Genomic DNA, 24,738 nt, shown 5'->3' on the forward strand with positions numbered 1-24,738 from the left:
GGACGGGACCAGGGCCAGGAGATCCCGCCGTCGATGGTCGAGCGGATGACCCTCATCCTGGACGCCTTCGAGGGGCGGTCCGCGCGGTTGGGCCTGGAGGACGTCGCCCGGCGTACCCGGCTCCCCCGATCGACGACCCACCGGATCCTCGACCAGCTCGTCCGGTTGCGGTGGCTGGAGCGGACCTCGTTCGGCTACGGCCTCGGCCAGCGCGTCCTCGGCATCGGCGGCCGCGACGGCAGCTACGCCGAGATCCGCTCCGTCGCCGCGCCGCTGCTGCACGAACTCCAGATGCGGACCGGGATGGTGGTGCACCTGGCCGTGCTCGACGGCACCGACGTGTACTACCTGGACAAGGTCGGCGGGCGGTTCGCCGCCAGCGTGCCGTCCCGGGTCGGGGGCCGCGCGCCGGCGCACAGCACCGCGCTCGGCAAGGCGATGCTCGCCTGGCTGGCCCCGGAGGCGGTGGAGGACCGGCTCGGCGGGGCGGTCGCGCGGTTGACCGAGCGCACCATCGGCGACCTGAGCACGCTGCACCAGGAGCTCAACCGCATCCGGCGGCGGCACGGGCTGGCCTTCGAGCGGGGCGAGTGCGCCGCCGGGATCAGCTGCGTCGCGGCGGCCGTGCGCGGACCGGAGGAGCCGCTGGCGAGCGTGTCGCTCGTCGGCGACCGGCGCGCGCCGCTGGAGAAGGTCGCTCCGCTCGTGGTCGACGCGACCCGGCGGGCGGCGCAGGAGCTGTTCCCGCCGGGGGGCCGCCGCACCCGCCCGGTCGCCGAGGCGCCGGAGGAGACCTGGTCGCCGGAGGCGATGGACCGGCTGCTCGCCGACACCGGGCGCGGCGCCTGGCTCTGAGCGCCGGGGAGGCGCTGCGCGGCGGCGGGGATCAGCCGCGGCGGTGCCCGTCCGCGAGCCCGAACCCGCCGCGGTAGAACACCAGCGGGCGGTCCTCGGCGCCCGGCGCCACCTGGAGGACCCGGCCGATCACCACGTCGTGATCGCCCGCGGCGTGGACGTCGTCGACCTCGGCGTGCACGTGCAGCAGCACGTCGCGGAGCGCGGGCGTGCCCCAGCGCGACACGTCCCACTCCAGCCCGTCGTACTTGCGGCCCCGGCGCGATCCGAAGCGCGCGCAGACCTCGGTCTGCCGCTCGGCGAGCACGTTGACGCAGAACCGGCCGGCGCTGCGGATGCGCGGCCAGGCGCGGCCGGACCGGTCGGCGCAGAACAGCACCAGCGGCGGGTCCAGCGAGACCGAAGCGAACGCTTGGCAGGTGAAGCCGACCGCCTCGCCGCCGTCGATCCCGGTGACCACGGTGACGCCGCTGGCGAACGCCCCCAGCGCGCTGCGCAGCTCCGCCGGGGTCGGTGCGGCCGATGTTCCTCGGGAAGTCATGCCACGGACGGTAGGAAGCGGTTTCTCCCTGCGGCTGCGGGCATCCCGGTCAGCGGACGCCGGGCCCCGGGTCCGAAGGCCGACGAGGGGGTCCCGCTGACCGGGACGTCGGCGGTGCTCCGGCGGCGGAGCCGGTTAGCGTCGCCGCGGCGGCGACCGGGCGGTCCGCCGCCGCGCGGAGCTGGCCGTCGAGGGGTGGGGCACATGCCGGAACCGACCTACGAATCCACCGCACGCGAACTCCGCACCGACCGCGGGGTGCTGCGCTACCACGAGTTCGGCGCGGGGCCGCCGCTGCTCCTGCTCCACGGCTCCGGGCCGGGCGTCAGCGGTTGGCAGAACTTCCGGGGCAACCTGCCCGCGCTCGCCGAGCACTTCCGCTGCCTGGTGCTGGAGTTCCCGGGTTTCGGCGTCAGCGACGCCACCGGGGAGCACCCGATGGCGGCCGCGGCCCCGGCGGTGCCGCGCTTCCTCGACGGCCTCGGACTGTCGCGAGTGGACGTCATCGGCAACTCGATGGGCGGCATCGTCGCCACCCGGACCGCGATCGACTTCCCGGAGCGGATCGGCGCCCTGGTCACGGTCGGCGGCATGGGGCGCAACCTGTTCAGCCCCGGGCCGGGCGAAGGGATCAACCTGCTGACCGAGTTCGCCGAGGACCCCACCCGCGAACGGCTCGTCCGGTGGCTGAACTCGATGGTCCACGACCGGTCGCTGATCACCGAGGAGCTGGTCGAGCAGCGGTGGCGGCTGGCCACCGCACCGGAATCGCTGGCCAGCGCCCGCGCCATGTACGGCCGGGAGGCGCTGGCGGCCCGGGCCGCCGCGGCGGCGGCCTCCGGCGAACCGCCCACCTGGGCGGTGCTGGACCGGGTGCGGGCCAGGACGCTGATCACCTGGGGCCGCGACGATCGGGTGAGCCCGCTGGACATGGCGATCGTGCCGATGCGCACCATCCCCGACGTCGAGCTGCACGTGTTCCCGGACTGCGGGCACTGGGCGATGATCGAGCGCAAGCAGGCGTGGGAGAGCGCGGTGCTGGCGTTCCTGACCCGCCCGGACGGCGCTGCGTGACGCCCGCGGACCGGGGGGCGCGGTCCGCCGGCCTGCGCGCGCGGGTCGTGCGGGTGATCCAGGAGACCCCGGACGCGCGGTCGTTCGTGCTGGATCCCGGGGACGCGGACTTCGACTACCGGCCCGGCCAGTTCGTGACCGTGCGGATCCCGGGCGCCGGCGGCGGGGTGGCGCGCTGCTACTCGCTGTGCAGCTCACCGCACCGCGGGGAGCGGCCCACCATCACCGTGAAGCGCACCGCCGACGGGTACGGCTCGAACTGGTTGTGCGACAACGTCGTCGCGGGCACCGTGCTGGAGGTGCTGCGGCCCGCGGGCGCGTTCACCCCGGACTCGCTGGACGAGGACGTGCTGCTGCTGGCCGGGGCAGCGGGATCACGCCGGTCATGTCGATCGCCAAAGCGCACCTGAGCGCCGGGACCGGGTCCGTGGCGCTGCTCTACGCCAACCGCGACGAGCGCTCGGTGATCTTCCGGGAGGGGCTCCGCGCCCTCGCCGACGAGCACCCGGGGCGGCTCGCCGTGGTGCACTGGTTGGAGTCCGTGCAGGGCGTGCCGTCGGGCGCGGGGTTGCGCGCCCTGGTGGCCGCGCACGCGGACCGGCGCGCCTTCCTGTGCGGCCCGGAACCGTTCGTCGAGCTCGCCGCCGCCGTGCTGGCCGACCTCGGCGTGCCCGCGGACCGGATCAGGACCGAGCGGTTCACCTCGCACCGCGGCGACCCGTTCACCGCCTTCGACACCGGCGGCCCGTCGGGAGAGGTGGAGGTGGCGCTCGACGGCCGGGTCCGCAGCGTGCCCTGGCCGCGGGGCGCCACCCTGCTCCAAGCGCTGCTGGCGGCCGGGATCGACGCGCCGTTCTCCTGCCGGGAAGGGGCGTGCAGCGCGTGCGCGTGCGTGCTGCTCGACGGCGAGGTGGCGATGGACCGCAACGAGGTGCTCGACCAGCGCGACCTCGACGACGGCCTGGTGCTGGCGTGCCAGGCCAGACCGGTCGGCGACCGGGTCCGGATCAGCTACGACGGGTGAGCCGGTGCTCCCGCTCACCGGGATCGGCGCGCCGCGCCGGCCGCCTCCCGTGGCAGCGTGCGGCGAGCTCACCGACCAGCGGGAAGGCCAGGGAATGCTCAATCTCGACCACCGCCGCGCCGCGGCCGACCTGCTGCGGGCCGCCGAGCTCGACCGGGCACCGATCGAACCGCTCACGGCGCGGTGGCCCGAGGTGGACGTCGAGGACGCCTACCGGATCCAGTTGGACAACGTCCGGCGGCGGTGCGCCGAGGGCGCCCGCGTCCGGGGGCACAAGGTGGGCCTGTCCTCACCGGTGATGCAGCGGATGATGGGCGTCGGCGAACCCGATTACGGCCATCTGCTCGACGACATGGTGCTCGCCGCCGACCGACCGATCCCGGTGGCGCGCTACTGCGCTCCCCGCATCGAGGTCGAGGTGGGCTACGTGCTCGGCGCCCGCCTGCCCGGTCGGGGCTGCACCGAGGCCGACGTGCTCGCCGCCACGGAGTACCTGGTCCCGGCGCTGGAGCTGATCGACAGCCGGATCCGCGACTGGCGCATCGCGCTGGCCGACACCATCGCCGACAACGCCTCGTCCGCCGGTGTGGTGCTGGGCGAGGCCCGGGTCCGGCCCGGTGAGATCGACCCGGCCGACGTCGAGGCCGTGCTGCACCGCGACGGCGCGGAGGTCGCGCGCGGCAACACCAGCGCGGTCCTCGGCGATCCGACGACCGCGGTGGCGTGGCTGGCGCGCACGGTCGCGGAGTTCGGGGTGGTGCTGGAGGCGGGGCACCTGGTCCTGCCGGGCTCCTGCACCCGCGCGGTCGACGTCGACCCCGGTTCGGTGTTCCGCGCCGAGTTCGCCGGGCTCGGCCACGTGACGGCACGGTTCGAATGAGGGAGGGCGCAGTGGCGAAGGCGACTGCCGCGATCGTCGGCTCGGGCAACATCGGCACCGATCTGATGCACAAGCTGGCGCGATCGGAGGTGATCGAACCGCGCTGGATGGTCGGGGTCGACCCGGACAGCCCGGGGCTGGCCCGCGCGGCCGAGCGCGGCCTGCGCACCTCGGCCGCGGGCGTGGACTGGCTGCTGGCGCTCGACGAGCGGCCGGACCTGGTCTTCGAGGCGACCTCGGCGCAGGTGCACCGCGAGCACGCGCCCCGGTACGAGCGGTGCGGGATTCCGGCGGTGGACCTGACCCCCGCCGCGCTCGGGCCGTCGGTGGTGCCCGCGGTGAACCTCGGCGAGCACGTCGCGGCCCCGAACGTCGGACTGATCACCTGCGGCGGGCAGGCGACCATCCCGATCGTGCACGCGGTGTCGCGGGTGACCGAGGTGGCCTACGCGGAGATCGTCGCCAGCGTGGCCTCCCCCTCGGCGGGACCGGGCACCCGGGCCAACATCGACGAGTTCACCCACACCACCCGGCGGGGCATCGAGCGCATCGGCGGGGCCCGGCGGGGCAAGGCGATCATCGTGCTCAACCCGGCGGAGCCGCCGATGCTCATGCGCGACACCGTGTTCTGCTCGATCGGCGAGGACGCGGACCGGGCGGCGATCGCCGGGTCGATCGAGCGGGTGGTGGCCGAGGTCGCGTCCTACGTCCCGGGCTACCGGCTGCGCGCCGAGCCGCAGTTCGACGATCCGACCCCGATGAGCGGCGGACTCGCCCGCGTCGCGGTGTTCCTGGAGGTCGAGGGTGCGGGCGACTTCCTGCCGCCCTACGCCGGGAACCTCGACATCATGACCGCCGCCGCCGCGGCGGTCGGCGCCGGCATCGCCCGGCGGGTCCTGTCCACCCGCGCCGCGGCCGAGGAGGCGACCACGCGATGACCCACGAAGACAGCCACGTCCGGATCACCGATTCCTCGCTGCGCGACGGTTCGCACGCCAAGCGGCACCAGTTCACCACCGAGCAGGTGCGCTCGGTGGTGGCCGCGCTCGACGCCGCCGGGGTCCCGGTGATCGAGGTGTCGCACGGCGACGGGCTCGGCGGCTCGTCGTTCAACTACGGCTTCAGCCGCACGCCCGAGCAGGAGCTGATCCGCGCCGCGGTCGAGACGGCCACGTCGGCGCGGATCGCGTTCCTGATGCTGCCCGGGCTGGGGGTGCGCGACGACATCCGGCAGGCGGCCGACAACGGCGCCCGGATCTGCCGGATCGCGACGCACTGCACCGAGGCGGACATCGCCGGGCAGCACTTCGGGCTCGCCCGCGACCTCGGGCTGGAGACGGTCGGGTTCCTGATGATGGCGCACAGCCGTCCGCCGGAGGTGCTGGCGGCGCAGGCGCGGATCATGGCCGATGCGGGGTGCGAGTGCGTGTACGTGGTGGATTCGGCCGGGGCGCTGGTGCTGGAGGAGGCCGGTGACCGCGTCGCCGCGCTGGTCGCCGAACTCGGCGCCGACGCGCAGGTGGGCTTCCACGGCCACGAGAACCTCGGCCTCGGGGTGGCCAACTCGGTGCTCGCGGTGCGCGCGGGCGCCCGGCAGATCGACGGCTCGGCGCGCCGATTCGGCGCCGGGGCGGGCAACACCCCGGTCGAGGCGTTCGTCGCCGTGGCCGAACGGCTGGGCATCCGCACCGGCATCGACACCGCCGCGGTCATCGACGCCGCGGAGGACGCGGTGCGGCCGGTGATGGACGGCGAGTGCCTGCTGGACCGGATGTCGCTGACCATGGGCTACGCCGGGGTCTACTCCAGCTTCCTCAAGCACGCCGACCAGCAGGCGCGGCGCTACGGCGTGTCGGGCACCGAGATCCTCGTCGAGGCGGGTCGGCGCAACCTCGTCGGCGGCCAGGAGGACCAGCTCATCGACATCGCGGTGACGCTCGCGGAGCGCGGGTGACCCCGCCGCCGCGGCACCGGGACGGCCCTTGCCGGGTGCTGAAAATTCATTCTAGTTTTGCGGATGCTCGGGGATCCGCGGACCGCAGGAGGCAACATGGCTGAGGCCGTCATCGTCGACGCCGCCCGCACGCCGGTGGGGCGGCGCGGTGGTGCGCTGTCCGGTCTGCACCCCGCGGAGCTTCTCGGGATCGCCCAGCGCGGGCTGCTCGACCGCACGGGCACCGCGCCGGCGGAGATCGAGCAGGTGATCGGCGGGTGCGTCACCCAGGCGGGCGAGCAGTCCAACAACGTCACCCGGAACGCCTGGCTGCACGCGGGACTGCCGCACACCACCGCCTGCACCACGATCGACTGCGCCTGCGGCTCCTCGCAGCAGGCGGTGCACCTGGTCGCCGGCCTCATCGCGGCGGGCGCCATCGAGGCGGGCATCGGCTGCGGCGTCGAGTCGATGAGCCGGGTCTTCCTCGGGCAGGCCAGCACGCCGGACACCGGGACGCCCACGCCGCCCGGCTGGTCGTTGGACATGCCCGACCAGTTCACCGCCGCCGAGCGCATCGCGGCCCACCGCGGCATCACCCGCGCCGAGGCCGACGCGTTCGGCCTCGCCTCCCAGCGCAAGGCGGCCCGGGCGTGGGAGCAGGGCCGCTTCGACGCGCAGCTCGTGCCGGTCACCGCGCCGGACGACTCGGGACCGGCGGAGGTGCGCCGCGACCAGGGGCTGCGCGAGACCAGCGCGGAGGCGTTGGCCGCGCTGCGGCCGGTGCTGCCCGACGGCATCCACACCGCGGGGAACTCCTCGCAGATCAGCGACGGCGCGGCGGCGGTCCTGCTGATGAGCCGGGAGCGGGCGCACGCCCTCGGGCTCCGCCCCCGCGCGCGGATCGTCGCCTCCGGCATGGTCGGCACGGATCCGCACTTCCACCTCGACGGGCCGATCGCGGCCACCGAGCACGTGCTGCGCCGGGCCGGGATGGCGCTCTCCGACATCGACCTGGTGGAGATCAACGAGGCGTTCGCCTCGGTGGTGCTGTCCTGGGCGCGGGTGCACGAGCCCGACGAGGACCGGGTCAACGTCAACGGCGGGGCGATCGCGCTCGGGCACGCCGTGGGCGCCACCGGGGCGCGGCTGCTCACCCAGGCCGTGCACGAACTGGAGCGGTCCGACTCCTCGACGGCGCTGGTGACGATGTGCGCGGGCGGGGCGCACTCCACCGCCACCGTCCTCGAACGGATCTGAAGCCCGCCGTGGGAACCGCCTCGCGCGGCGCAGCGGGTTCCACGACCGGGTCCGAACGCCCCCGCGCGGGCACGACCACGACGAGCACTGAGGTGAGCCCATGACCATCGCCATCGCCGAGGAGCACCGGGAGCTGCGCGATTCGGTGCGCGCGCTGAGCAAGCGGCACATCACCGCCGAGGTGGTCCGCGCGGCCGTCGACGCCGGGACCGAGCAGCGGCCGGAGTTCTGGTCGCTGCTGGCCGAGCAAGGCCTGCTCGGCCTGCACCTGCCGGAGTCCGCGGGCGGCGCCGGGTACGGGCTGCTGGAACTGGCGGTGGTCGTCGAGGAGCTCGGCCGGGCGCTGGCTCCCGGACCGTTCCTGCCCACCGCGCTGGCCGGCGCGGTCCTGCACCACGCCGGGCACCGGCGGTTGCTGGCCGACCTCGCGTCGGGCGCCACCACCGGGGCGGTCGCGCTCCGGCCGGGGAGCCTGGAGCTGACCAGCACCGGTTCCGGCCACCGGGTCACCGGCGAACCCGATCCGGTGCTGGGCGGGCAGCTCGCGGACTTCTTCGTGCTGCCCGCACGCGACGGCGACCGGGTCCGGTGGATCGTGCTGCCCCGCGACGCGCTGGAGGTCGTCGACCTGCCCAGCCACGACCCGACCCGCCGGTCCGCCCGGGTGCGGGCGCGGGAGGCGGCGGTTCCGGCCGGTGACGTGCTGGAGGTGCCCGAGCAGGCACCGCTCGACCTGGCGGCCGTGCTGCTGGCCGCCGAGGCCTCCGGCCTCGCGGGCTGGGCCGCCACCACCGCCGCCGAGCACGCGAAGGTGCGCCACCAGTTCGGTCGGCCGGTCGGCCAGTTCCAGGGCGTCAAGCACCGGTGTGCGCGGATGCTCACCCGGGCCGAGCAGGCCGCCGTGTGCGCCTGGGACGCGGCCCGGGCGTGGTCGTCGGCCGGTGCGGAGGAGGCGTCGCTCGCGGCGGCGGTGGCGGCCGCGACCAGCGTGGAGGCCGGGTTCTCCGGCGCGAAGGACTGCATCCAGACGCTCGGCGGCATCGGGTTCACCTGGGAGCACGACGCGCACCTGTACCTGCGGCGGGCCCAGACGTCGCGGTTGCTGCTCGGTTCCACCGCCTGGTGGCGGCGGCGGGTCGCCCGGCTCACCCTGGGCGGTGTCCGGCGGGAGCTCGCCGTGGAGCTGCCGCCGGAGGCCGAGCGGGTCCGGGCCGAAGTCCGCGCGGAGCTCGCCCCGGCGGCCGGGCTCGACGGCGCAGATCGTCGAGCGCACCTGGCCGACCGCGGGTTCACCGCGCCGCACCTGCCCCGACCGTGGGGACGGGGCGCCGACGCCGTCGCGCAGCTCGTCATCGCCGAGGAACTGGCCGCGGCCGGGATGTCCGCGCCCGACATGGTGATCGGCGCGTGGGTGGTGCCGACGCTGATCGCGCACGGGAGCACCGAGCAGCAGCAGCGGTTCCTGCCCCCGACCCTGCGCGGCGAGCTGGTGTGGTGCCAGCTCTTCAGCGAACCCGGCGCCGGATCCGACCTCGCCGGTCTGTCCACCCGGGCCGAGCGGGCCGAGGGCGGGTGGCGGATCACCGGCCAGAAGGTGTGGACGTCGATGGCCCGCGAGGCGCGGTACGGCATCCTGCTCGCCCGCACCGACCCCGCCGCGCCCAAGCACCGCGGCTTATCGTACTTCCTGCTGGACATGTCCGCCCCCGGCGTCGAGATCCGGCCGCTGCGGGAGCTCACCGGCGACGCGCTGTTCAACGAGGTGTTCCTGGACGACGTGTTCGTCCCCGACGAGATGCTCGTCGCGGAGCCGGGCGACGGCTGGAAGCTGGCCCGCACCACGCTGGCCAACGAACGGGTGTCGCTGTCGCGGGACTCCTCGCTGGGCAGCGGCGGCGAGGCCCTGCTGGCGATGGCGGCCGGCGGCGACGTCGCGCTCGACGACGAGCGGTTGACCGCGCTCGGTGGCGTCCTCTGCGATGCCCAGTCGGGCGGTCTGTTCGGCCTGCGCAGCACCGTGCGCTCGCTGTCGGGCGGGCAACCGGGAGCCGAATCGAGCGTGGCCAAGCTGATCGGCGTCGAGCACCTCCAGCAGGTCTGGGAGACCGCCGTGGAGTGGCGGGGTCCCGCGGCGCTCGACGGCGACCCCGGTCGGCACTCCGCCACCTGGATGTTCCTCAACTCCCGGTGCATGTCGATCGCGGGCGGGACCACGGACGTGCAGCTCAACATCATCGCCGAGCGCTTGCTCGGGCTCCCGCGCGACCCCGAACCCGCGACGCCCTGACCGGTGCCGCCGACCGACGAACGGAGCTGAGCATGCCGATCGACCCGACCGCGGCCCTGGCCGCCGAACCCACCTCGCGGGAGGTGCGCTGGACGTCGCGCGACGTGCTGCTGTACCACCTGAGCCTGGGCGCCGGGCGGCACGCGGCGACCGGGCCGGAGCTCGGGTACACCTACGAGCGGGACCTGCGGGTGCTGCCGACCTTCGCGATGGTGGCGGGGCAGGGGCCCTCGGCCGGGGACGGTCCGGCGCCGGGGCTGTCCCTGCCCGGGATCGACGTCGACCTGCACCGGCTCCTGCACGCCGGGCAGGAGCTCGCGGTGCACCGCCCGATCCCGCCCGCGGGGACCGCCGTGGTCACCTCGCGGGTCGCCGAGCTGTGGGACAAGGGCAAGGCGGCCCTGATCGTCCAGGAGCAGCGCGCGACCGCGGACGGCGATCCGCTGTGGACCACGACGACGCGGATCTGGGCCCGCGGCGAAGGCGGTTTCGGCGGCGACCCCGGACCGGCGAGCCCGCAACCGGCCCCGGACCGCCCTGCCGACCTCGTGCTGGACACGCCCACCACGGCGGACCAGGCGCTGCTCTACCGGCTCAACGGCGACCTCAACCCGCTGCACGTCGACCCGGAGTTCGCCGCGTCGGCCGGGTTCGACCGCCCGATCCTGCACGGCCTGGCCTCCTACGGCATCGTCGCCAAGGCCGTCGTCGACGGCGCGCTCGACGGGGACGTGACGCGGCTGGCGGGGTTGTCGGTCCGGTTCGCCCGGCCGGTGTTCCCGGGCGGGACGATCCGCACCAGCCTGTGGTGGCAGCACCCCGGACTGGCCCTGGTGGCCACCTGCCCCGAGCAGGACGAGGCGCCGGTCCTCACCCACGCCACCGCCACGATCCGCCGCTGAGTCACCCGTTCGGGAAGTGAGTGAGGGGCACCCTTGCCCGAGTTGGGACCGCTTTCGCCAATGGCCTGCGTGGCGGTGCGGGTGGCGGAACCTCAGCGGCCTTCTCGCTCCGGGCGCCCTTCTTGATGGATCGCCCATACACGGCATCAGGGCGTCCTCGCGAGAAGACCGCTGAGCGGTCACGTCCGAGCACGGGCCGCGGTGCCGGTTGACGGCCGCACCGCATGCGGCTCCGCCGCATTCCGAAAGGACCCCGAACTGGCACAAGGGAGCCTGGCTCCCGAACGGGTGATGGGGCGTGGGAGCTGCGCCGGGTTTCGCGAGCAGACCGCTGTGGACGTGCTGGGGACGACGACGGACGCCTGCCGCGTCGGCGGTGGGGAGGGAGGCGGCGATGGGCAGGCTCGCGGGCAAGGTCGCGCTGATCACCGGAGGCGCGCGGGGGATGGGAGCCGCGCACGTGCGGACGTTCCTGCGCGAGGGTGCCGCGGTCGTGTTCGGCGACGTGCTGGAGCCGGAAGGGCGGGCGCTGGCCGCCGAGCTCGGGCAGCGGTGCCGGTTCGTGCCGCACGACGTCACCGACGAGGACCGGTGGATCGCCGCGGTGCGGACCGCCACCTCGGTGTTCGGCCGGCTGGACGTGCTGGTCAACAACGCCGGTGTGCTGCGCGCCGGCTCGATCGAGGAGATGGCCGTCGCCGACTTCCGGGCGGTGCTGGAGGTCAACGCCGTCGGGCAGTGGCTCGGGGTGAAGCACGCGAGCCGCGCGATGGGTCCGGGAGGCTCGATCGTCAACGTCTCCTCGGTCGCCGGACTGGTGGGCGGGGCCGGGGTTTCTGCCTACAGCGCGAGCAAGTTCGCGGTGCGCGGCATCACCCGCTCCGCTGCCTTGGAACTGGGCCCGCGCGGCATCCGGGTGAACTCGGTGCACCCGGGCGGGGTGGCCACCGCGATGACCGGCCGCGACCCGGACGTGCCCGGACCGGAACGGGCGGGTTCCCCGCTGGCGGCCCTGCCCATCGCGCGCGCGGGCGCACCCGCCGAGGTCGCCGAACTGGTGCTGTTCCTGGCCGCCGAGGAATCCGGGTACTGCACGGGTGCCGAGTTCGTCGTGGACGGGGGCATGACGGCGGGCGCCGGGTTCTAGCCCGGCTCCCGGTCACCGGGACGGAGCCGGAATCCCGCGCGGCGCGGCGCTAACGTCCCACCGCGACGCAGGGAGGACGTGTGGCACGCGAAACGATCGCCGAGCTGTTGCTGGACCGGTTGGGAGACCGGCGACCCGGGCTGCGCACTCGGGAGCGGACCTGGAACTGGGACGAGGTCGTGCGCGCCAGCGCCGACCGGGCCGCGCTGGCGCGCTCGGTGCGCGGTGGCGGTCCGTTCCACATCGGAATCCTGCTCGACAACGTCGCGGAGTACGTGTTCTGGCTCGGCGGGGCGGCGCTGGCCGGGGCGGCGGTCGTCGGGATCAACCCGACGCGGCGCGGTGCCGCGCTGGAGCAGGAGGTCCGGCGCACCGACTGCCGGCTGATCGTCACCGACCGGCGCGGCCTGGAACTGCTCGACGGTCTCGACATCGGGGTGCGGCGCGACCGGTTCCTGCTGGTCGACGAGCCGGACTACGCGGCCCGGGTGGCCGCCTGCGCGGCGGAGCCCCACCTCGACCCGGACATCGCGCCGAGCACCCGGATGCTGCTGCTGTTCACCTCGGGCACCACGGGGGCGGCCAAGGCCGCGCTGTGCTCGCAGGGCCGGCTCGCCGGTCTCGGCCACCGCAACAGCGCCAAGTACGACGTCACCGCCACCGACGTCTGCTACTGCCCGATGCCGCTGTTCCACGGCAACGCGCTGATGGCGTTGTGGGCGCCCGCGCTGGCGGCCGGGGCCTGCGTGGCGCTGACGCCGAAGTTCTCCGCCTCCGGGTTCCTGCCGGACGTGCGCGCGTTCGGGGCGACGTTCTTCACCTACGTCGGCAAGGCCATCAGCTACGTCCTCGCGCAGCCGGAACGTCCTGACGACGCCGACAACACCCTGACGCACGCTTTCGGCACCGAGGCCTCGCCGGAGGACCAGGCCGCGTTCCTGCGGCGGTTCGGCTGCCGGCTGCTGGAGGGCTACGGTTCCAGCGAAGGCGCGGGCATGTTCGCCCGCGCCCCGGGCGCACCGCCGGGCAGCCTGGGGGTCGCGGCGAAGGACGGCGTGCGGATCGTCGACCCGGACAGCTACCGGGAGTGCCCGCCGGCCCATCTCGACGAGCACGGCCGGGTGCGCAACGCGGCGGCGGCGATCGGAGCGATCGTCGACGTCGACGGGGCGGCGGCGTTCGAGGGCTACTACGCCGACCCGGTGGCCGACGCCGAACGGGTCCGCAACGGCTGGTACTGGACCGGGGACCTCGGCTACGTCGACCAGGACGGCCACTTCTACTTCGCGGGACGCGCGGGCGACTGGATCCGGGTCGACGGCGAGAACATCTCCGCGCTGGTCACCGAGCAGGTGCTGCGCAGGCACCGGGACGTGCTCGCGGCGGCGGCCTTCGCGGTGCCCGACCCGCGCTCGGGTGATCAGGTGATGGCGGCGCTGGAGATCCCCGAAGGCCGGTGCTTCGCGGACCTCCGGTTGCCCGATTTCCTCGCCGCGCAGCGGGACCTCGGGACCAAGGGCGCGCCGCGCTTCGTCCGGGTGTCGCACGCGCTGCCCGCGACCGGTTCGGGGAAGTTGCGGAAGAAGGAGCTGCAGGCCGAGGGGTGGCGCACGACCGATCCCGTCTACCGGTGGACCGGCCGGGGCGGTGCGGACTACGTGCTGATGACCGACGCGGACAAGGACGCGCTGCGGGCCGAGTTCGCCACCAGCGGCCGGGCGCGCCTGCTGCCCTGAGCGCCGACCGGCGGAGGGAGTGTCGATGGACCTTCGGGAGACCGGGGCGCACCGCGCCTTGCGCGCCGAGCTGCGGGAGTACTTCGCGGGCCTGCTGCCCCCGGACGAGCGCAGGCGAGCCGGGGAGCAGGGCGTCGGCGGAGAGCGGTTCCGCGAGGTGGTCAAGCGGCTGGGCGCGGACGGCTGGCTCGGGATCGGGTGGCCGACCGAGTACGGCGGGCAGGGGCGCTCCGCCGAGGAGCAGTACGTGTTCTTCGACGAGGTGCAGCGGGCGGGCGTGCCGTTCCCGTTCGTCACCGTCAACACCGTCGGCCCGACGCTGATGGACCACGGCACCGCCGAGCAGAAGCGGCGGTTCCTGCCGGGCATCCTGGCCGGGGACGTCGTGTTCGCGATCGGCTACACCGAGCCCGGCGCGGGCACCGACCTGGCGGCGCTGTCCACCCGGGCGGTCCGGGACGGCGAGGACTTCGTCGTGGACGGCAGCAAGATCTTCACCAGCGGCGCCAACACCGCCGACCACGTCTGGCTGGCCTGCCGCACCGATCCGGCGGCGCCGAAGCACCGGGGCATCTCCATCCTGATCGTTCCGACCAGTGCCCCCGGCTTCTCCTGGAGTCCGATCAGGACGGTCGGCGGGATGGTGGTCACCGCCACCTACTACAGCGGGATCCGGGTGCCGGCCACCGACGTGGTGGGCGAGGTCGACGGTGGCTGGCGGCTGATCACCACGCAGCTCAACCACGAGCGGATCGGGTTGGCCGCGCTGGGCGGGCGCATGATCGAGCTGTGGGAGCAGGTGCTGGCCTGGGCGCGGGAGAACGGCGTCGCCGACCTGCCGTGGGTGCGGCAGGACCTCGCCCGCGCGCACGCGCGCCTCGAAGCCATGCGGTTGCTGAACTGGAAGATGGCCGGTGCGGTGGCGGCGGGCACGCTCACCGGGGCGGACGCGGGCGCGACCAAGGTCTACGGCACCGAGACGCACATCGAGGTGCAGCGGCTGCTCAGCGGTGTCCTCGGGGCCGCGGGCCGGATCCGCCCGGAGTCGCCGGGGGCGGCGCTGGCCGGGCAGGTGGAGCAGTTGTCCCGGCAGGGCTTGGTGAACACCTTCGGCGGTGGGGTGAACGAGGTGCTGCGGGACATGGTCGCGACGGGCGGGCTCGGCCTGCCGAGGGCGAGGCGCGGCGCATGAGCGGGGACTACGAGCGGCGGTTGCGGGAGTTCGCCGGCGCGGAGCTCATCGGCTGGCGGGCCGCGCCCGACCCGGTGAACCGGCCGATGATCCGGCACTGGGCCGAGGCGATGGGCGACCGGAATCCCGTGCACCTGGACGACGAGGCGGCCCGCGCCACCGGCCGCGCCGGCGTGGTGGCCCCGGCGTCGATGGTGCAGGCGTGGACGATGCGCGGGTACGCCGCCGCGGTGGACCCCGAGGGGACCGGCGGTCAGGAGGCGCTGTCGGCGCTGCTGGCCGAGGGCGGCTACACCGCCGTGGTCGCCACCGACTCCGAGTTCGCCTTCGAGCGCGAGCTCGTGCCGGGCGACCGCATCGGGATGACCGAGGTCGTCGAGTCGATCTCACCGGAGAAGGCGACCGCGCTGGGCGCGGGCCGCTTCGTCACCACCGTGCGGACCTACCGGGACAGCGGTGGTGCGGTGGTGGCGACCCAGCGCTGGCGCACGCTGCGCTACCGGCCCGGTCCCGCACCGGCCGCGCGGCGACCGCGTCCGGCGCTCAACGAGGACAACGCGTTCTGGTTCGAGGCGGCCCGCGAGCACCGGCTGCTGATCCAGCGCTGCGCCGCCTGCCGGGCGTTGCGGCACCCGCCCGGTCCGTGCTGCCCGGAGTGCCGCTCCTTCGACTGGGACACCGTGGAATCCGGCGGCAGCGGCGTGGTCCACAGCTTCGCGGTCAACCACCACCCCCGGCACCCCGCCTTCGACTACCCGCTGGTGGTCGCGGTGGTCGAGCTGGCGGAGGGCACCCGGCTCATCGCGAACCTGGTCGACGTCGCGCCCGCGGACGTGCGGATCGACATGCCGGTGGCGCTGGACTGGCTGGACGCCGACGAGGAGCTGTCCCTGCCGGTGTTCCGGCCGGGAGGAGGACGCTGATGGATTTCGCGCTGGACGAGGAGTGGGCGACGGCGGCGGAGTTGGCGCGCGAGATCTTCGCCGACCACGCGACCGCGGAACGGCTGCGCGCGGTCGAGGAGCGGCCGGACCGGATCGACGAGGCGCTCTGGGCGCAGCTCGGGCGGGCCGGTCTGCTCGGGAGCGTGCTCGACGAGGACGTGGGCGGTGCCGGGCTGGGGCTCGGCGGGCTGTGCGCGCTGCTGCGCGAGCAGGGCCGGGCGGTCGCACCGGTCCCGCTGTGGCCGTCGGCGGTGGCGGCGCTGGCCGTGGCCCGGTGGGGCGCGGACCGGCAGCGCGCGGCGCTGCTGCCCGGCGTCGCCGACGGGTCGGTGCGGCTCACCGCGGCGCTGGAGGAGTTCGGTCCCGCGCCGCCCGCGGCGCCGGCCTGCGCGGCCGAGGAGGACGGATCGCGGTGGCGGCTGACCGGGGAGAAGGCGGTGGTGCCCGCGCCGTTCGGGGCGGACCGGGTGCTGGTGTCCGCGACGACCGGGCGAGGACCGGGCCTGTTCCTCATCGCGGCCGGAGGTGCCGGGATCGGGTGGCAGCGGTGCGAGACGACCGATCGCGACGTCGCCGGGCACCTGCGGCTCGACGGCGCCTCCGCCGAGGCGGTCGGCGCCCCGGGCGGGGGAGCGCCGGCCGAGGTGCTGCGGTGGGCCTCGGTGGCGCTGTCGGCGTTGCAGCTCGGCGTCGCCGAGGGTGCCCTGGACCGCGCCGCCGGGTACGTGCGCGAGCGGGAGCAGTTCGGCCGCCCGCTGGGCAGCCTGCAGGCCGTGCAGCACCAGCTCGCCGACTGCTACGTGGAGGTCGACGCCCTGCGCGTCGCGGTGTGGCGGGCGGTGTCGGCCGTGGTGGCGGGGGAGCGGGCCGTCGAAGCGGTGCTGGTGGCGAAGTGGTGGGCCGGGCACGGCGGGCTGAACGTGGTCCACCGCGTGCAGCACGTGCACGGCGGGATCGGGGTGGACATCGACTACCCGGTGCACCGGTACTTCCTGCGGGGCAAGCAGCTCGCCGGGACGCTCGGCGGTCCGAGCGCGGTGCTCGCCGAGCTCGGCGACGTCCTCGTCGGGGGGCGGGCGCGGTGAGCCCCGGACCGCCCGCGGTGGGCCAGGAACTCCCGGCGCTGACCATCCCGGTGGACCGGACGATGGTGGTGGCGACCGCGATCGCCAGCCGCGACTACCAGGACGTCCACCACGATCCCGAACTCGCCCGGCGCAGCGGGGCGCCGGACGTCTTCCTGAACATCCTGACCACCAACGGGTTGGTGGAGCGGTTCGTCACCTCGTGGGCCGGAGCGCAGGCCGTCGTGCGCGCCATCCGGATCCGGCTGGGCGCCCCGGTGCACCCGGGCGACGAACTGGTGCTCACCGGAGAGGTGTCTGCTGTGGACGGTCGTCGGGTGGAGGTGGCCGTGCGCGGCGAGCACGCCCGGGGCGTGCACGTCAGCGGCGCGGTCGTGGTCGCGCTGCCGGAGGGGTGGGGCCGATGAGCACGTCGTCCGGGGCCGCGATCGCCGGGATCGGCGCGACCGAGTTCTCCAAGCGGTCGGGGCGCAGCGCGCTGCGGCTGGCCTGCGAGGCGACGCTCGCCGCGCTCGCCGACGCCGGTCTGGAACCCTCCGACGTGGACGGGCTGGTGACCTTCACCGCCGACACCAGCTCCGAGATCCACCTCGCGCGCGGCACCGGGATGGGCGAGCTGACGCACTTCTCCCGCGTCGGCTACGGCGGCGGCGCGGCGTGCGGCACCGTCGCGCAGGCCGCGATGGCCGTCGAGACCGGCGCCGCCGAGGTCGTGGTGTGCTACCGGGCGTTCAACGAGCGCTCCGGCGAGCGCTACGGCCTCGGCCAGGCGGACCGGGCGGTGGACCCCGGGGCCGACCGGACGGCGTACTCCTGGATGACCCCGTTCGGCCTGAACACGCCGGCGCAGTGGGTGGCCATGTTCGCCCGGCGGTACCTGCACGAATACGGCGCCACCACCGAGGACTTCGGCCGGGTGGCGGTGGTGGCCCGCGAGCGCGCCGCCACCAACCCGGCCGCCTGGTTCTTCGGCAGGCCGATCGCGCTGGCCGACCACCAGGCGTCGCGCTGGATCGCCGAACCGCTGCGGCTGCTCGACTGCTGCCAGGAGACCGACGGCGGCCAGGCGCTCGTGGTGGTCTCCGCCGAACGCGCCCGGGACCTGCGGCAGCCGGTGGTGCGGGTGCGCGCGGCGGCGCAGGGTTCCGGGGCGGAGCAGCACATGATGACCAGCTACTACCGCCGCGACCTGGCGACCCTGCCGGAGATGGGCGTGGTCGGGCGGCGGTTGTGGCAGCGCGGCGGGATCGGGCCCGCGGACGTGGACGCGGCGGTGCTCTACGACCACTTCACGCCGCTGGTGCTGCCGCAGCTGGAGGAGCTCGGGTTCTGCGGCCGGGGCGAGGCGAAGGACTTCATCGCCGACGGCCACCTCGGGCTCGCCGGGCGGCTGCCCACCAACACCCACGGCGGGCAGCTCGGCGAGGCGTACCTGCACGGCATGAACGGCATCGCCGAAGCCGTCCGGCTGGTGCGCGGCACCTCGTGCAACCAGCCGCGGGAGGTCGGCACCGCCGTGGTCACCGCGGGCACCGGGGTGCCGACCAGCGGCCTGCTGCTGAGCGCGCCGTGACGGGTCAGGGCCGGGTCGCGACGTAGCGGGCCGGGACCTCGCCGCCGCCGTGCACCGCGATGTCGGCCCCGGTGACGTAGGACGCCAGGTCCGAGGCGAGGTAGAGGCAGGTGCCCGCGACGTCGTCCGGGGTCGCCATCCGGCCCATCGGGATCAGCGACGCCACCGCCGCCCCGCCGTCCGCGCCGTACCCGGGTGCGGCGGCCTCGGTGCGCACCAGGCCGGTCGTGATGTGGTTGACCCGGACCCGGGGTGCCCACTCCAGGGCCAGGGCCCTGGTCAGCACCAGCAGTCCCGCCTTGGCGGCGGAGTAGGCGGCGGTGCCCGGCTGGGGGTCGTGCGCCGAGACGCTGCCGATGTTGATCACGACGCCACCGCCGTCCCGCATCCGGGCGTTGGCGGCCTGCGCCACGTAGAACGGCGCCAGCAGGTTCAGCGCGACGATCTTGTCCACGAACCGGGGCGAGACCGTCGCCGCGTCGGCGTCCGGTGAGCCGCCCGCGTTGTTCACCACCACGTCCAGCCGCCCGCACCGCTCGGCCGCGGCGGACACCGCCGCCTCGGCCTGGTCGGCGGCGCGCACGTCGGCCGCCACGAACGCCGCGCTGCGGCCCGCCGCGGTGGGCGGCTGCTCGGGCGCGGAGCGCCCGCACACCACCACGTCCGCGCCCGAGGCCAGGAACGCCTCGGCGATGGCGCGGCCGATGCCCCTGGTGCCGCCGGTGATCAGCACCGCGCGTCCGGTGAAGTCGATCATGCCCGTCCTCCTCCGCTGCCGTCCGCCGCGCCGGTCAGCGCCTCCCGCACGCGGCGGCGGTGGAACGATCCGGTGCCCCACACGCCGATCAGCGCGCGCACCTTGGTCAGCCACAGGCCGAGGTCGTGCTCCCGGGTGTAGCCGACGGCGCCGTGCACCTGCAGCCCGGTGCGGACCGCGAGGTGGGCGGCGTCGGCGGCGGCCACCCGCGCGGCGGACACGTCCCGCGCGGCCTCCGGCGCGCCGCCCGCCAGCGCGACCGCGGCCCCGCGCACGAGCGGGCGGGCCAGCTCCACGGCGACGGCCACGTCGGCCAGCAGGTGCTTGACCGCCTGGAACCGGCCGATCTCCCGGCCGTACTGGGTGCGCCGCGCGGCGTGGGCGACCGAGTCGTCCAGCACCCGCTGCGCCGCGCCGATCAGCTGGCTCGACACCGCCAGCACGCCGAGGTCGAACGCCGCGCCGCAGCCGATCGGCAGGAGTTCGCCCGGGGGCAGCGCGAAGAGCCGGCGCGCCGGGTCCACCGAGCGCAGCGGACCGGTCCCGGCGCCGGTGCAGGCCCGCACCTCGTCGCCGGTGATGCTGAGCCGCAGCGCCGCGACGTCGGCGTCCACGGCGTGCGGGACGTGCGGGTGCACCGCGACCGTCGCGAGGGACTCGCCCGCGGCCAGGCGGGGCAGCCAGCGCTGCCCGGCCGCGCTGCCCGCGAGCAGCACCGGGACGACGGCAGCGGATTCCACCAGCGGTCCGGGAACCGCGTGGTAGCCGAGCACCTCGAAGGCGATCGCCAGGTCCACCGCGTCCGCCCCGAGCCCGCCCTCGCCCTCGGGCACCAGCAGCGCGGTGACGCCGAGCTCGGCGAGCCGGTGCCACAGCGCGAGACCGGGCCCGTGGTCGCCCTCGGCCCACGCCCGGGCGATCGCCGGCACGTCCGAGCCGCCCAGCAGCTCGCCGAGGCTGGCGGCGAAAGCGGTGTGCTCGTTCGACGGCGCGAACCTCATCGGCGCTCCTTCGGCAGCCCCAGCAGTCGTTCGGCGACGGTGTTGCGCTGGATCTGGTCCGTGCCGCCGTAGATCGGCCCCGCCAGCGCGAACAGGTACCCGTCCGGCCACCGCCCGCCGTCCGGGGCGTCCGGATCGCGGCGCTCGGCGTCCGGCCCGAGCAGGTCCAGCGCCGTCTCGTGCAGCGCCACGTCGAGCCCGGACCAGAACAGCTTGGTCACGCTCGACTCCGGGCCGAGGTCGCCACCGGCGGCGAGCCGGGTGAGCGTGCCGAACGTGTGGAGCTGGTAGGCCCGTGCGCCGATCCAGGCGTCGGTCACCCGGTCGGCGAGCGCGGTGTCGGCGGGGTCGGCTTCCCGGTGCCAGATCCGCACCAGCCGGTCCGCGGCGGCCAGGAACCGCCCGGGGCTGCGCAGCGAGAGCCCGCGCTCGTTGTTCGCGGTGGTCATCGCCACCCGCCAGCCGTCGCCGACGGCGCCGAGCACGTCGGCGTCGGGCACGAACACCTCGTCGAGGAAGATCTCGGCGAACCCCGGCTCGCCGTCGAGCTGCCGGATCGGCCGGACCGTCACCCCCTCGGCGCGCAGGTCGAACAGGAAGTAGGTCAGGCCGCGGTGCCGTTCTCCCGCCGGACCGGTGCGGAACAGGCCGAAGGCGCGGTCGGCGTAGGCCGCGCGGGAGCTCCACGTCTTCTGGCCGGAGAGCAGCCAGCCGCCGGCGGTCCGGGTCGCGCGGCTGCTCAGCGCGGCGATGTCGCTGCCGGCTTCGGGTTCGGACCACGCCTGCGCCCACACCTGCTCGGCGCGGGCCATCCGCGGCAGCACCCGGTCCCGCTGCTCCTGCGTGCCGTGGGCGAACAGGGTCGGGGCGAGCATGAACAGGCCGTTCTGGTTGACCCGCCCCGGGGCTCCCGCCGCGTAGTACTCCTCCTCGAAAAGCACCCACTCCAGCAGCGAGGCGTCCCGGCCGCCGTACTCGGCGGGCCAGGAGACCGCCGACAGCCGGGCCTCGGCCAGCTCCGCCTCCCACGCGCGGTGCTGGGCGAAGCCCTCGGCGGTGTCGAAGGACGCCAGCGGCCGCTCGGGCACGTGCTCGCGCAACCACGCGCGCACCTCGGCCCGGAAGGCCAGGGCGCGCTCGTCCAGGTCCAGGTCCACGTCAGCCCTTCCCGTCCGCCGACCGGGCCATCGACCGGGCGTCCTGCCCGCCCAGCGAATCCCCGCCGGAGACCTCCGCGTTGTGCGCGTGGGCCAGGTGGTGCAACCCGAATGCCGAATCCATCCCGGCCCGCATCCCCATCAGGTCCTCGGCCTGGTTCACCGCCTTCTTCGCCAGCGCCAGCCCGAAGGGCGGCATCCCGGCGATGCGGTCGGCGATCCCGGCGACCTCCGCGTCGAGCCGGTCGCGCGGGACGACCCGGTTGACCATGCCCCACTCCCGCGCCTGCGCGGCGGAGAAGCGCTCGCCGGTGAACAGCACCTCCTTGGCCGCGCGTGGCCCGAGCACCCACGGGTGGGCGAAGTACTCCACGCCGGGGATCCCCATCCGCACCACGGGATCGGCGAAGAACGCGTCCTCGGCGGCGACGATCAGGTCGCAGACCCAGGCGAGCATCAGCCCACCGGCGATGCAGGCGCCCTGGACGCGGGCGATGACCGGCTTCGGGATCTCCCGCCAGCGGCGGCACATGCCGAGGTACACCTCGGCTTCCCGGGCGAAGCGCTGGTCCCCGCCCCGCTTGCCGACGTGGTCCCACCACAGCACGGCCGCGCGGTCGAAGGAGGTGTCCACGTCGCGCCCCGGCGTGCCGATGTCGTGGCCCGCGGAGAAGTGCTCGCCGGCCCCGGCCAGCACGATCACCGCCGCCTCGTCGTCGTCCACCGCCTTCGCGAAGGCCGCGTCGAGGGCGTAGGTCATCGCCGAGTTCTGCGCGTTGCGGTACTCCGGGCGGTTCATCGTGATGGTCGCGACCGGTCCGCGCCGGTCGTAGCGCACCACGGCGTCGTCCTCGTTCATCCGTGCTCCTCCCCGTTCGTGGCCTGCCCGCCGAGCCGCTGCTTGAGGACCTTGCCCGCGGCGTTGCGCGGCAGGGCCTCGACGAATTCGACCTGGCGCGGCACCTTGAAGTTGGCGAGGTGCTCGCGGCAGTGCGCGATGACCTCGGTCGCGGACGGCTCCGCCCCGCCGCGGCGGACCAGGTACGCCTTGCCCACCTCGCCGAGCCGGGCGTCGGGCGCGCCGACGACGGCGGCGTCGGCGATCCCGGGCAGCCGGGCGAGCACCTGCTCCACCTCGGCGGGGTAGACGTTGAACCCGCCGCAGATGTACATGTCCTTGATGCGGTCGGTGATGCTGAGGTAGCCCGCCTCGTCGAGCACCCCGGCGTCGCCGGTGCGCAGCCAGCCGCGGTCGTCGATCGCGGCGGCCGTCGCGGCGGGGTCGTCGAGGTACCCCAGCATCACGTTGGGCCCGCGCAGCAGCACCTCGCCCGGCTCGCCGGGACCGAGCGGGCGCCCGTCGGGGTCGACGACGCGGACCTCGAACCCGGCGGCCGGGCGGCCGGAGGTCCGGGCCACCGCGTCCGGCTCGTCGTCGCGGTGGCACATCGTCGCCACCACTGCTTCGGTGAGTCCGTAGGCGGTGAGCACGTGCTCGAAGGCCAGTTCCCGGCGCATCCGCCGCACCAGCGCGACCGGCACGGTCGCCGCGCCGGTCACCGCGATCCGCAGGCTGCCCAGGTCGTGCCGGTGCCGGTCGGGGTGGTCCAGCAGCACCTGGTAGATCGTGGGCGCCCCGGGCAGGACGGTGATCCGCTCCGCCGCGATGAGCCGCAGCGCGGCCCCGGCGTCGAAGGTGCGCTGCGGGACGACGGTGGCGCCGCGCAGCAGCGCGGCCAGGATGCCCGCCTTGTAGCCGAAGCTGTGGAAGAACGGGTTGATCACCAGGTAGCGGTCGGCCTCGGTGAGCCCGGTGCGCTCGGCCCACGCGTCGGCCACCGCCAGCGCCTGGCGGTGCGCGCTCATCGCCCCCTTGCTCCGCCCGGTGGTGCCCGAGGTGAACAGCACGTCGCTGACGTGGTCCGGGGACAGCGCCGCGATCCGGTCGTCCACCGCGCTTCCCGGGACCGCCGCCGCCAGCGCCGGTACGTCGTCCCACCGGAGCACGCCCGCTTCCGCGGCCACCGCGTCCTCGACGGGCACCCGCAGCACGGTGCGCAGCTCCGGGAGCCCGGGGACCGGTCCGCCCGGCCCGTCCCCGGCGGCCTCGCGCACGCTGCTCAGCCGGTCCTGGCCGAGGAACGGCCCGGCCACCACCAGCGCGCGGGCCCGGCTGCGCGCCAGCACGTCGCGGGCCTCGGCCCCGGTGAACCGGGTGTTGATCGGCACCAGGACCGCGCCCGCGCAGAGCGCGCCGAGCGCGGCCCGGACCCAGTGGTGCGTGTTCGGCGACCAGATCGCCACCCGGTCGCCCGCGCCGATCCCGCGGGCGAGCAACGCCCGGGCGCAGTCGCGGGCCGACTCGCGGAGTTCGCCGAAGCCGAGCCGGACCGGCCCGTCCACCAGGGCTTCGCGGTCGCCGAAGCGGCGCGCCGCCGCATCCAGCGCTGCCGGGACGGTGGCGCGTTCGCCGATCCGGTCCACTCCGACACCTCCCAAGCAAGTGCTTGGTGGCTTATCCTACGCACGGCGGGCTCCGTTGAACAGATGTCGTGGAGCCGCCCGAGGAGGACACGTGATCCCACCCCCCTACCCGCGAGCGCACGACCTGCTCGCCGCCAAGGTCGTCGTGATCACCGCCGCGGCCGGGACCGGCATCGGCTCCGCGGTCGCCCGGCGCAGCCTGGAAGAAGGGGCGTCGGTCGTGCTCAGCGACGCGCACGGGCGTCGGCTCGCGGCCGCGGCAGAGGAACTCGAAGCGGAGTTCCCGGACCGGGTGCACGCGCTGCGCTGCGACGTCACCGACCAGGAGCAGGTCGAGCGGCTCGTCGCGGGCGCCGCCGAGCAGTTCGGCCGCATCGACGTGCTCGTCAACAACGCCGGGCTCGGCGGCAGCCGGTCCATCGTGGACATGTCCGACGACGAGTGGCGCCGGGTCCTCGACGTCACGCTGGGCGGCACCTTCCGCTGCACCCGCGCCGTGCTGCGCCGGTTCCTCGCGCAGGGCGGAGGTGGCGCGGTGGTCAACAACGCCTCGGTGCTCGGCTGGCGGGCGCAGGCCGAGCAGGCCCACTACGCCGCCGCGAAGGCCGGGGTGATGGCGCTGACGCGCTGCGCCGCGCTGGACGTCGCCGCGCACGGCATCCGGATCAACGCCGTGGCGCCGAGCCTGGCCGCGCACCCGTTCCTGGCCAAGGTGACCTCGGAGGAGCTGCTGGCGCGGCTCGGCGAGCGCGAGGCCTTCGGCCGTCCCGCCGAACCGTGGGAGGTGGCCAACGTGGTGGTCTTCCTGGCCAGCGAGTACGCCTCGTACCTCACCGGCGAGGTCGTGTCGGTCAGCGGCCAGCACCCGTGAGCGGGACCGTCCCACCCCACCGGCCCGACGAGGAG

At 75.1% G+C, this 24,738-nt stretch carries 22 protein-coding genes and 1 pseudogene; 17 read left to right on the forward strand and 6 right to left on the reverse strand.

The features are described 5' to 3' along the window. Nucleotides 1-33 precede the first annotated feature (33 nt). Nucleotides 34-855 (forward strand): IclR family transcriptional regulator, encoded by an 822-nt coding sequence (locus ACQP0T_RS11830; RefSeq protein WP_433872963.1) that lies wholly within the window; start codon nt 34-36, stop codon nt 853-855. Between the two features lie 31 nt (nt 856-886). Here the strand turns inward: ACQP0T_RS11830 and ACQP0T_RS11835 are convergent, their stop codons facing one another. Then, the gene (locus tag ACQP0T_RS11835) at nt 887-1,396 is read right to left on the reverse strand and encodes a flavin reductase family protein (RefSeq protein WP_433872965.1); all 510 of its coding nucleotides are present in this window, start codon (nt 1,394-1,396) and stop codon (nt 887-889) included. Nucleotides 1,397-1,600: 204 nt separating this feature from the next. Between ACQP0T_RS11835 and ACQP0T_RS11840 the strand changes: the two genes are divergently transcribed. From ACQP0T_RS11840 to ACQP0T_RS11910, 15 genes and pseudogenes are all read left to right on the forward strand, one after another. Continuing rightward, entirely contained in the window at nt 1,601-2,470 is an 870-nt protein-coding gene (locus ACQP0T_RS11840; RefSeq protein ID WP_433872966.1) for an alpha/beta fold hydrolase, read from the forward strand. A gap of 32 nt (nt 2,471-2,502) precedes the next feature. After that, a pseudogene (locus ACQP0T_RS11845) lies at nt 2,503-3,494 on the forward strand (2Fe-2S iron-sulfur cluster-binding protein). A 94-nt stretch (nt 3,495-3,588) separates the two neighbouring features. Continuing rightward, nucleotides 3,589-4,374, forward strand: coding sequence for a 2-keto-4-pentenoate hydratase (locus ACQP0T_RS11850; protein WP_433872968.1), 786 nt, complete (start codon nt 3,589-3,591; stop codon nt 4,372-4,374). Continuing rightward, nucleotides 4,371-5,312 carry an acetaldehyde dehydrogenase (acetylating) gene (locus ACQP0T_RS11855; RefSeq protein ID WP_433872970.1) on the forward strand — a complete coding sequence of 314 codons (942 nt, stop codon included), beginning with the start codon at nt 4,371-4,373 and terminating at the stop codon, nt 5,310-5,312. Before ACQP0T_RS11850 ends, ACQP0T_RS11855 begins: the two co-directional genes overlap by 4 nt. Further along, a complete protein-coding gene (dmpG, locus tag ACQP0T_RS11860) occupies nt 5,309-6,328 on the forward strand; it encodes a 4-hydroxy-2-oxovalerate aldolase (RefSeq protein ID WP_433872971.1) in 1,020 nt (339 codons plus the stop codon). The genes ACQP0T_RS11855 and dmpG overlap by 4 nt, the downstream gene beginning before the upstream one ends. Nucleotides 6,329-6,424: 96 nt before the next feature. Beyond that, nucleotides 6,425-7,567 carry a steroid 3-ketoacyl-CoA thiolase gene (locus ACQP0T_RS11865; RefSeq protein WP_433872973.1) on the forward strand — a complete coding sequence of 381 codons (1,143 nt, stop codon included), beginning with the start codon at nt 6,425-6,427 and terminating at the stop codon, nt 7,565-7,567. Between the two features lie 100 nt (nt 7,568-7,667). Then, complete coding sequence (locus tag ACQP0T_RS11870) at nt 7,668-9,854, forward strand: acyl-CoA dehydrogenase (RefSeq protein ID WP_433872975.1); 2,187 nt, start codon at nt 7,668-7,670, stop codon at nt 9,852-9,854. A 32-nt stretch (nt 9,855-9,886) separates the two neighbouring features. Further along, nucleotides 9,887-10,756: a MaoC/PaaZ C-terminal domain-containing protein gene (locus ACQP0T_RS11875; protein WP_433872976.1), complete on the forward strand. Its 870-nt coding sequence runs from the start codon at nt 9,887-9,889 to the stop codon at nt 10,754-10,756. 394 nt (nt 10,757-11,150) lie between these two features. Further along, complete coding sequence (locus ACQP0T_RS11880) at nt 11,151-11,903, forward strand: glucose 1-dehydrogenase (RefSeq protein WP_433872978.1); 753 nt, start codon at nt 11,151-11,153, stop codon at nt 11,901-11,903. Nucleotides 11,904-11,983: 80 nt separating this feature from the next. Next, a complete protein-coding gene (locus ACQP0T_RS11885; protein ID WP_433872980.1) occupies nt 11,984-13,639 on the forward strand; it encodes an AMP-binding protein in 1,656 nt (551 codons plus the stop codon). 25 nt (nt 13,640-13,664) lie between these two features. Further along, on the forward strand, nt 13,665-14,831 hold the full coding sequence (locus ACQP0T_RS11890; protein WP_433872982.1) for an acyl-CoA dehydrogenase family protein: 1,167 nt from the start codon (nt 13,665-13,667) through the stop codon (nt 14,829-14,831). Next, a complete protein-coding gene (locus ACQP0T_RS11895) occupies nt 14,828-15,754 on the forward strand; it encodes a bifunctional MaoC family dehydratase N-terminal/OB-fold nucleic acid binding domain-containing protein (RefSeq protein ID WP_433872983.1) in 927 nt (308 codons plus the stop codon). The genes ACQP0T_RS11890 and ACQP0T_RS11895 overlap by 4 nt, the downstream gene beginning before the upstream one ends. Further along, nucleotides 15,754-16,860 (forward strand): acyl-CoA dehydrogenase family protein, encoded by a 1,107-nt coding sequence (locus ACQP0T_RS11900; RefSeq protein WP_433872984.1) that lies wholly within the window; start codon nt 15,754-15,756, stop codon nt 16,858-16,860. Before ACQP0T_RS11895 ends, ACQP0T_RS11900 begins: the two co-directional genes overlap by 1 nt. A 62-nt stretch (nt 16,861-16,922) precedes the next feature. Continuing rightward, entirely contained in the window at nt 16,923-17,267 is a 345-nt protein-coding gene (locus ACQP0T_RS11905) for a MaoC/PaaZ C-terminal domain-containing protein (protein WP_433873685.1), read from the forward strand. Continuing rightward, the gene (locus tag ACQP0T_RS11910) at nt 17,264-18,433 is read left to right on the forward strand and encodes a lipid-transfer protein (RefSeq protein ID WP_433872986.1); all 1,170 of its coding nucleotides are present in this window, start codon (nt 17,264-17,266) and stop codon (nt 18,431-18,433) included. The genes ACQP0T_RS11905 and ACQP0T_RS11910 overlap by 4 nt, the downstream gene beginning before the upstream one ends. A 4-nt stretch (nt 18,434-18,437) precedes the next feature. On the opposite strand, the gene ACQP0T_RS11915 is transcribed toward ACQP0T_RS11910, so the two are convergent. Genes ACQP0T_RS11915 through ACQP0T_RS11935 form a run of 5 tightly spaced genes read right to left on the reverse strand, consistent with a single transcriptional unit; the run spans nt 18,438 to nt 23,832 of the window. Then, on the reverse strand, nt 18,438-19,190 hold the full coding sequence (locus ACQP0T_RS11915) for an SDR family oxidoreductase (RefSeq protein WP_433872988.1): 753 nt from the start codon (nt 19,188-19,190) through the stop codon (nt 18,438-18,440). Further along, nucleotides 19,187-20,191, reverse strand: a complete 1,005-nt coding sequence (locus tag ACQP0T_RS11920; RefSeq protein WP_433872990.1) for an acyl-CoA dehydrogenase family protein — start codon at nt 20,189-20,191, stop codon at nt 19,187-19,189. Before ACQP0T_RS11920 ends, ACQP0T_RS11915 begins: the two co-directional genes overlap by 4 nt. After that, nucleotides 20,188-21,348: an acyl-CoA dehydrogenase family protein gene (locus tag ACQP0T_RS11925; protein ID WP_433872992.1), complete on the reverse strand. Its 1,161-nt coding sequence runs from the start codon at nt 21,346-21,348 to the stop codon at nt 20,188-20,190. Before ACQP0T_RS11925 ends, ACQP0T_RS11920 begins: the two co-directional genes overlap by 4 nt. 1 nt (nt 21,349) lies before the next feature. Then, nucleotides 21,350-22,207, reverse strand: coding sequence for an enoyl-CoA hydratase (locus ACQP0T_RS11930; RefSeq protein ID WP_433872994.1), 858 nt, complete (start codon nt 22,205-22,207; stop codon nt 21,350-21,352). Continuing rightward, nucleotides 22,204-23,832 (reverse strand): FadD3 family acyl-CoA ligase, encoded by a 1,629-nt coding sequence (locus tag ACQP0T_RS11935; RefSeq protein WP_433872996.1) that lies wholly within the window; start codon nt 23,830-23,832, stop codon nt 22,204-22,206. Before ACQP0T_RS11935 ends, ACQP0T_RS11930 begins: the two co-directional genes overlap by 4 nt. A 91-nt stretch (nt 23,833-23,923) precedes the next feature. On the opposite strand from ACQP0T_RS11935, the gene ACQP0T_RS11940 reads away from it, so the two are divergent. Beyond that, nucleotides 23,924-24,703, forward strand: coding sequence for an SDR family oxidoreductase (locus ACQP0T_RS11940; RefSeq protein WP_433872998.1), 780 nt, complete (start codon nt 23,924-23,926; stop codon nt 24,701-24,703). The last annotated feature ends 35 nt before the right edge of the window (nt 24,704-24,738 follow it).

This window comes from Saccharopolyspora sp. CA-218241 (genome assembly GCF_050954615.1).
In the GTDB taxonomy this organism is placed as follows: domain Bacteria; phylum Actinomycetota; class Actinomycetes; order Mycobacteriales; family Pseudonocardiaceae; genus Saccharopolyspora; species Saccharopolyspora cebuensis.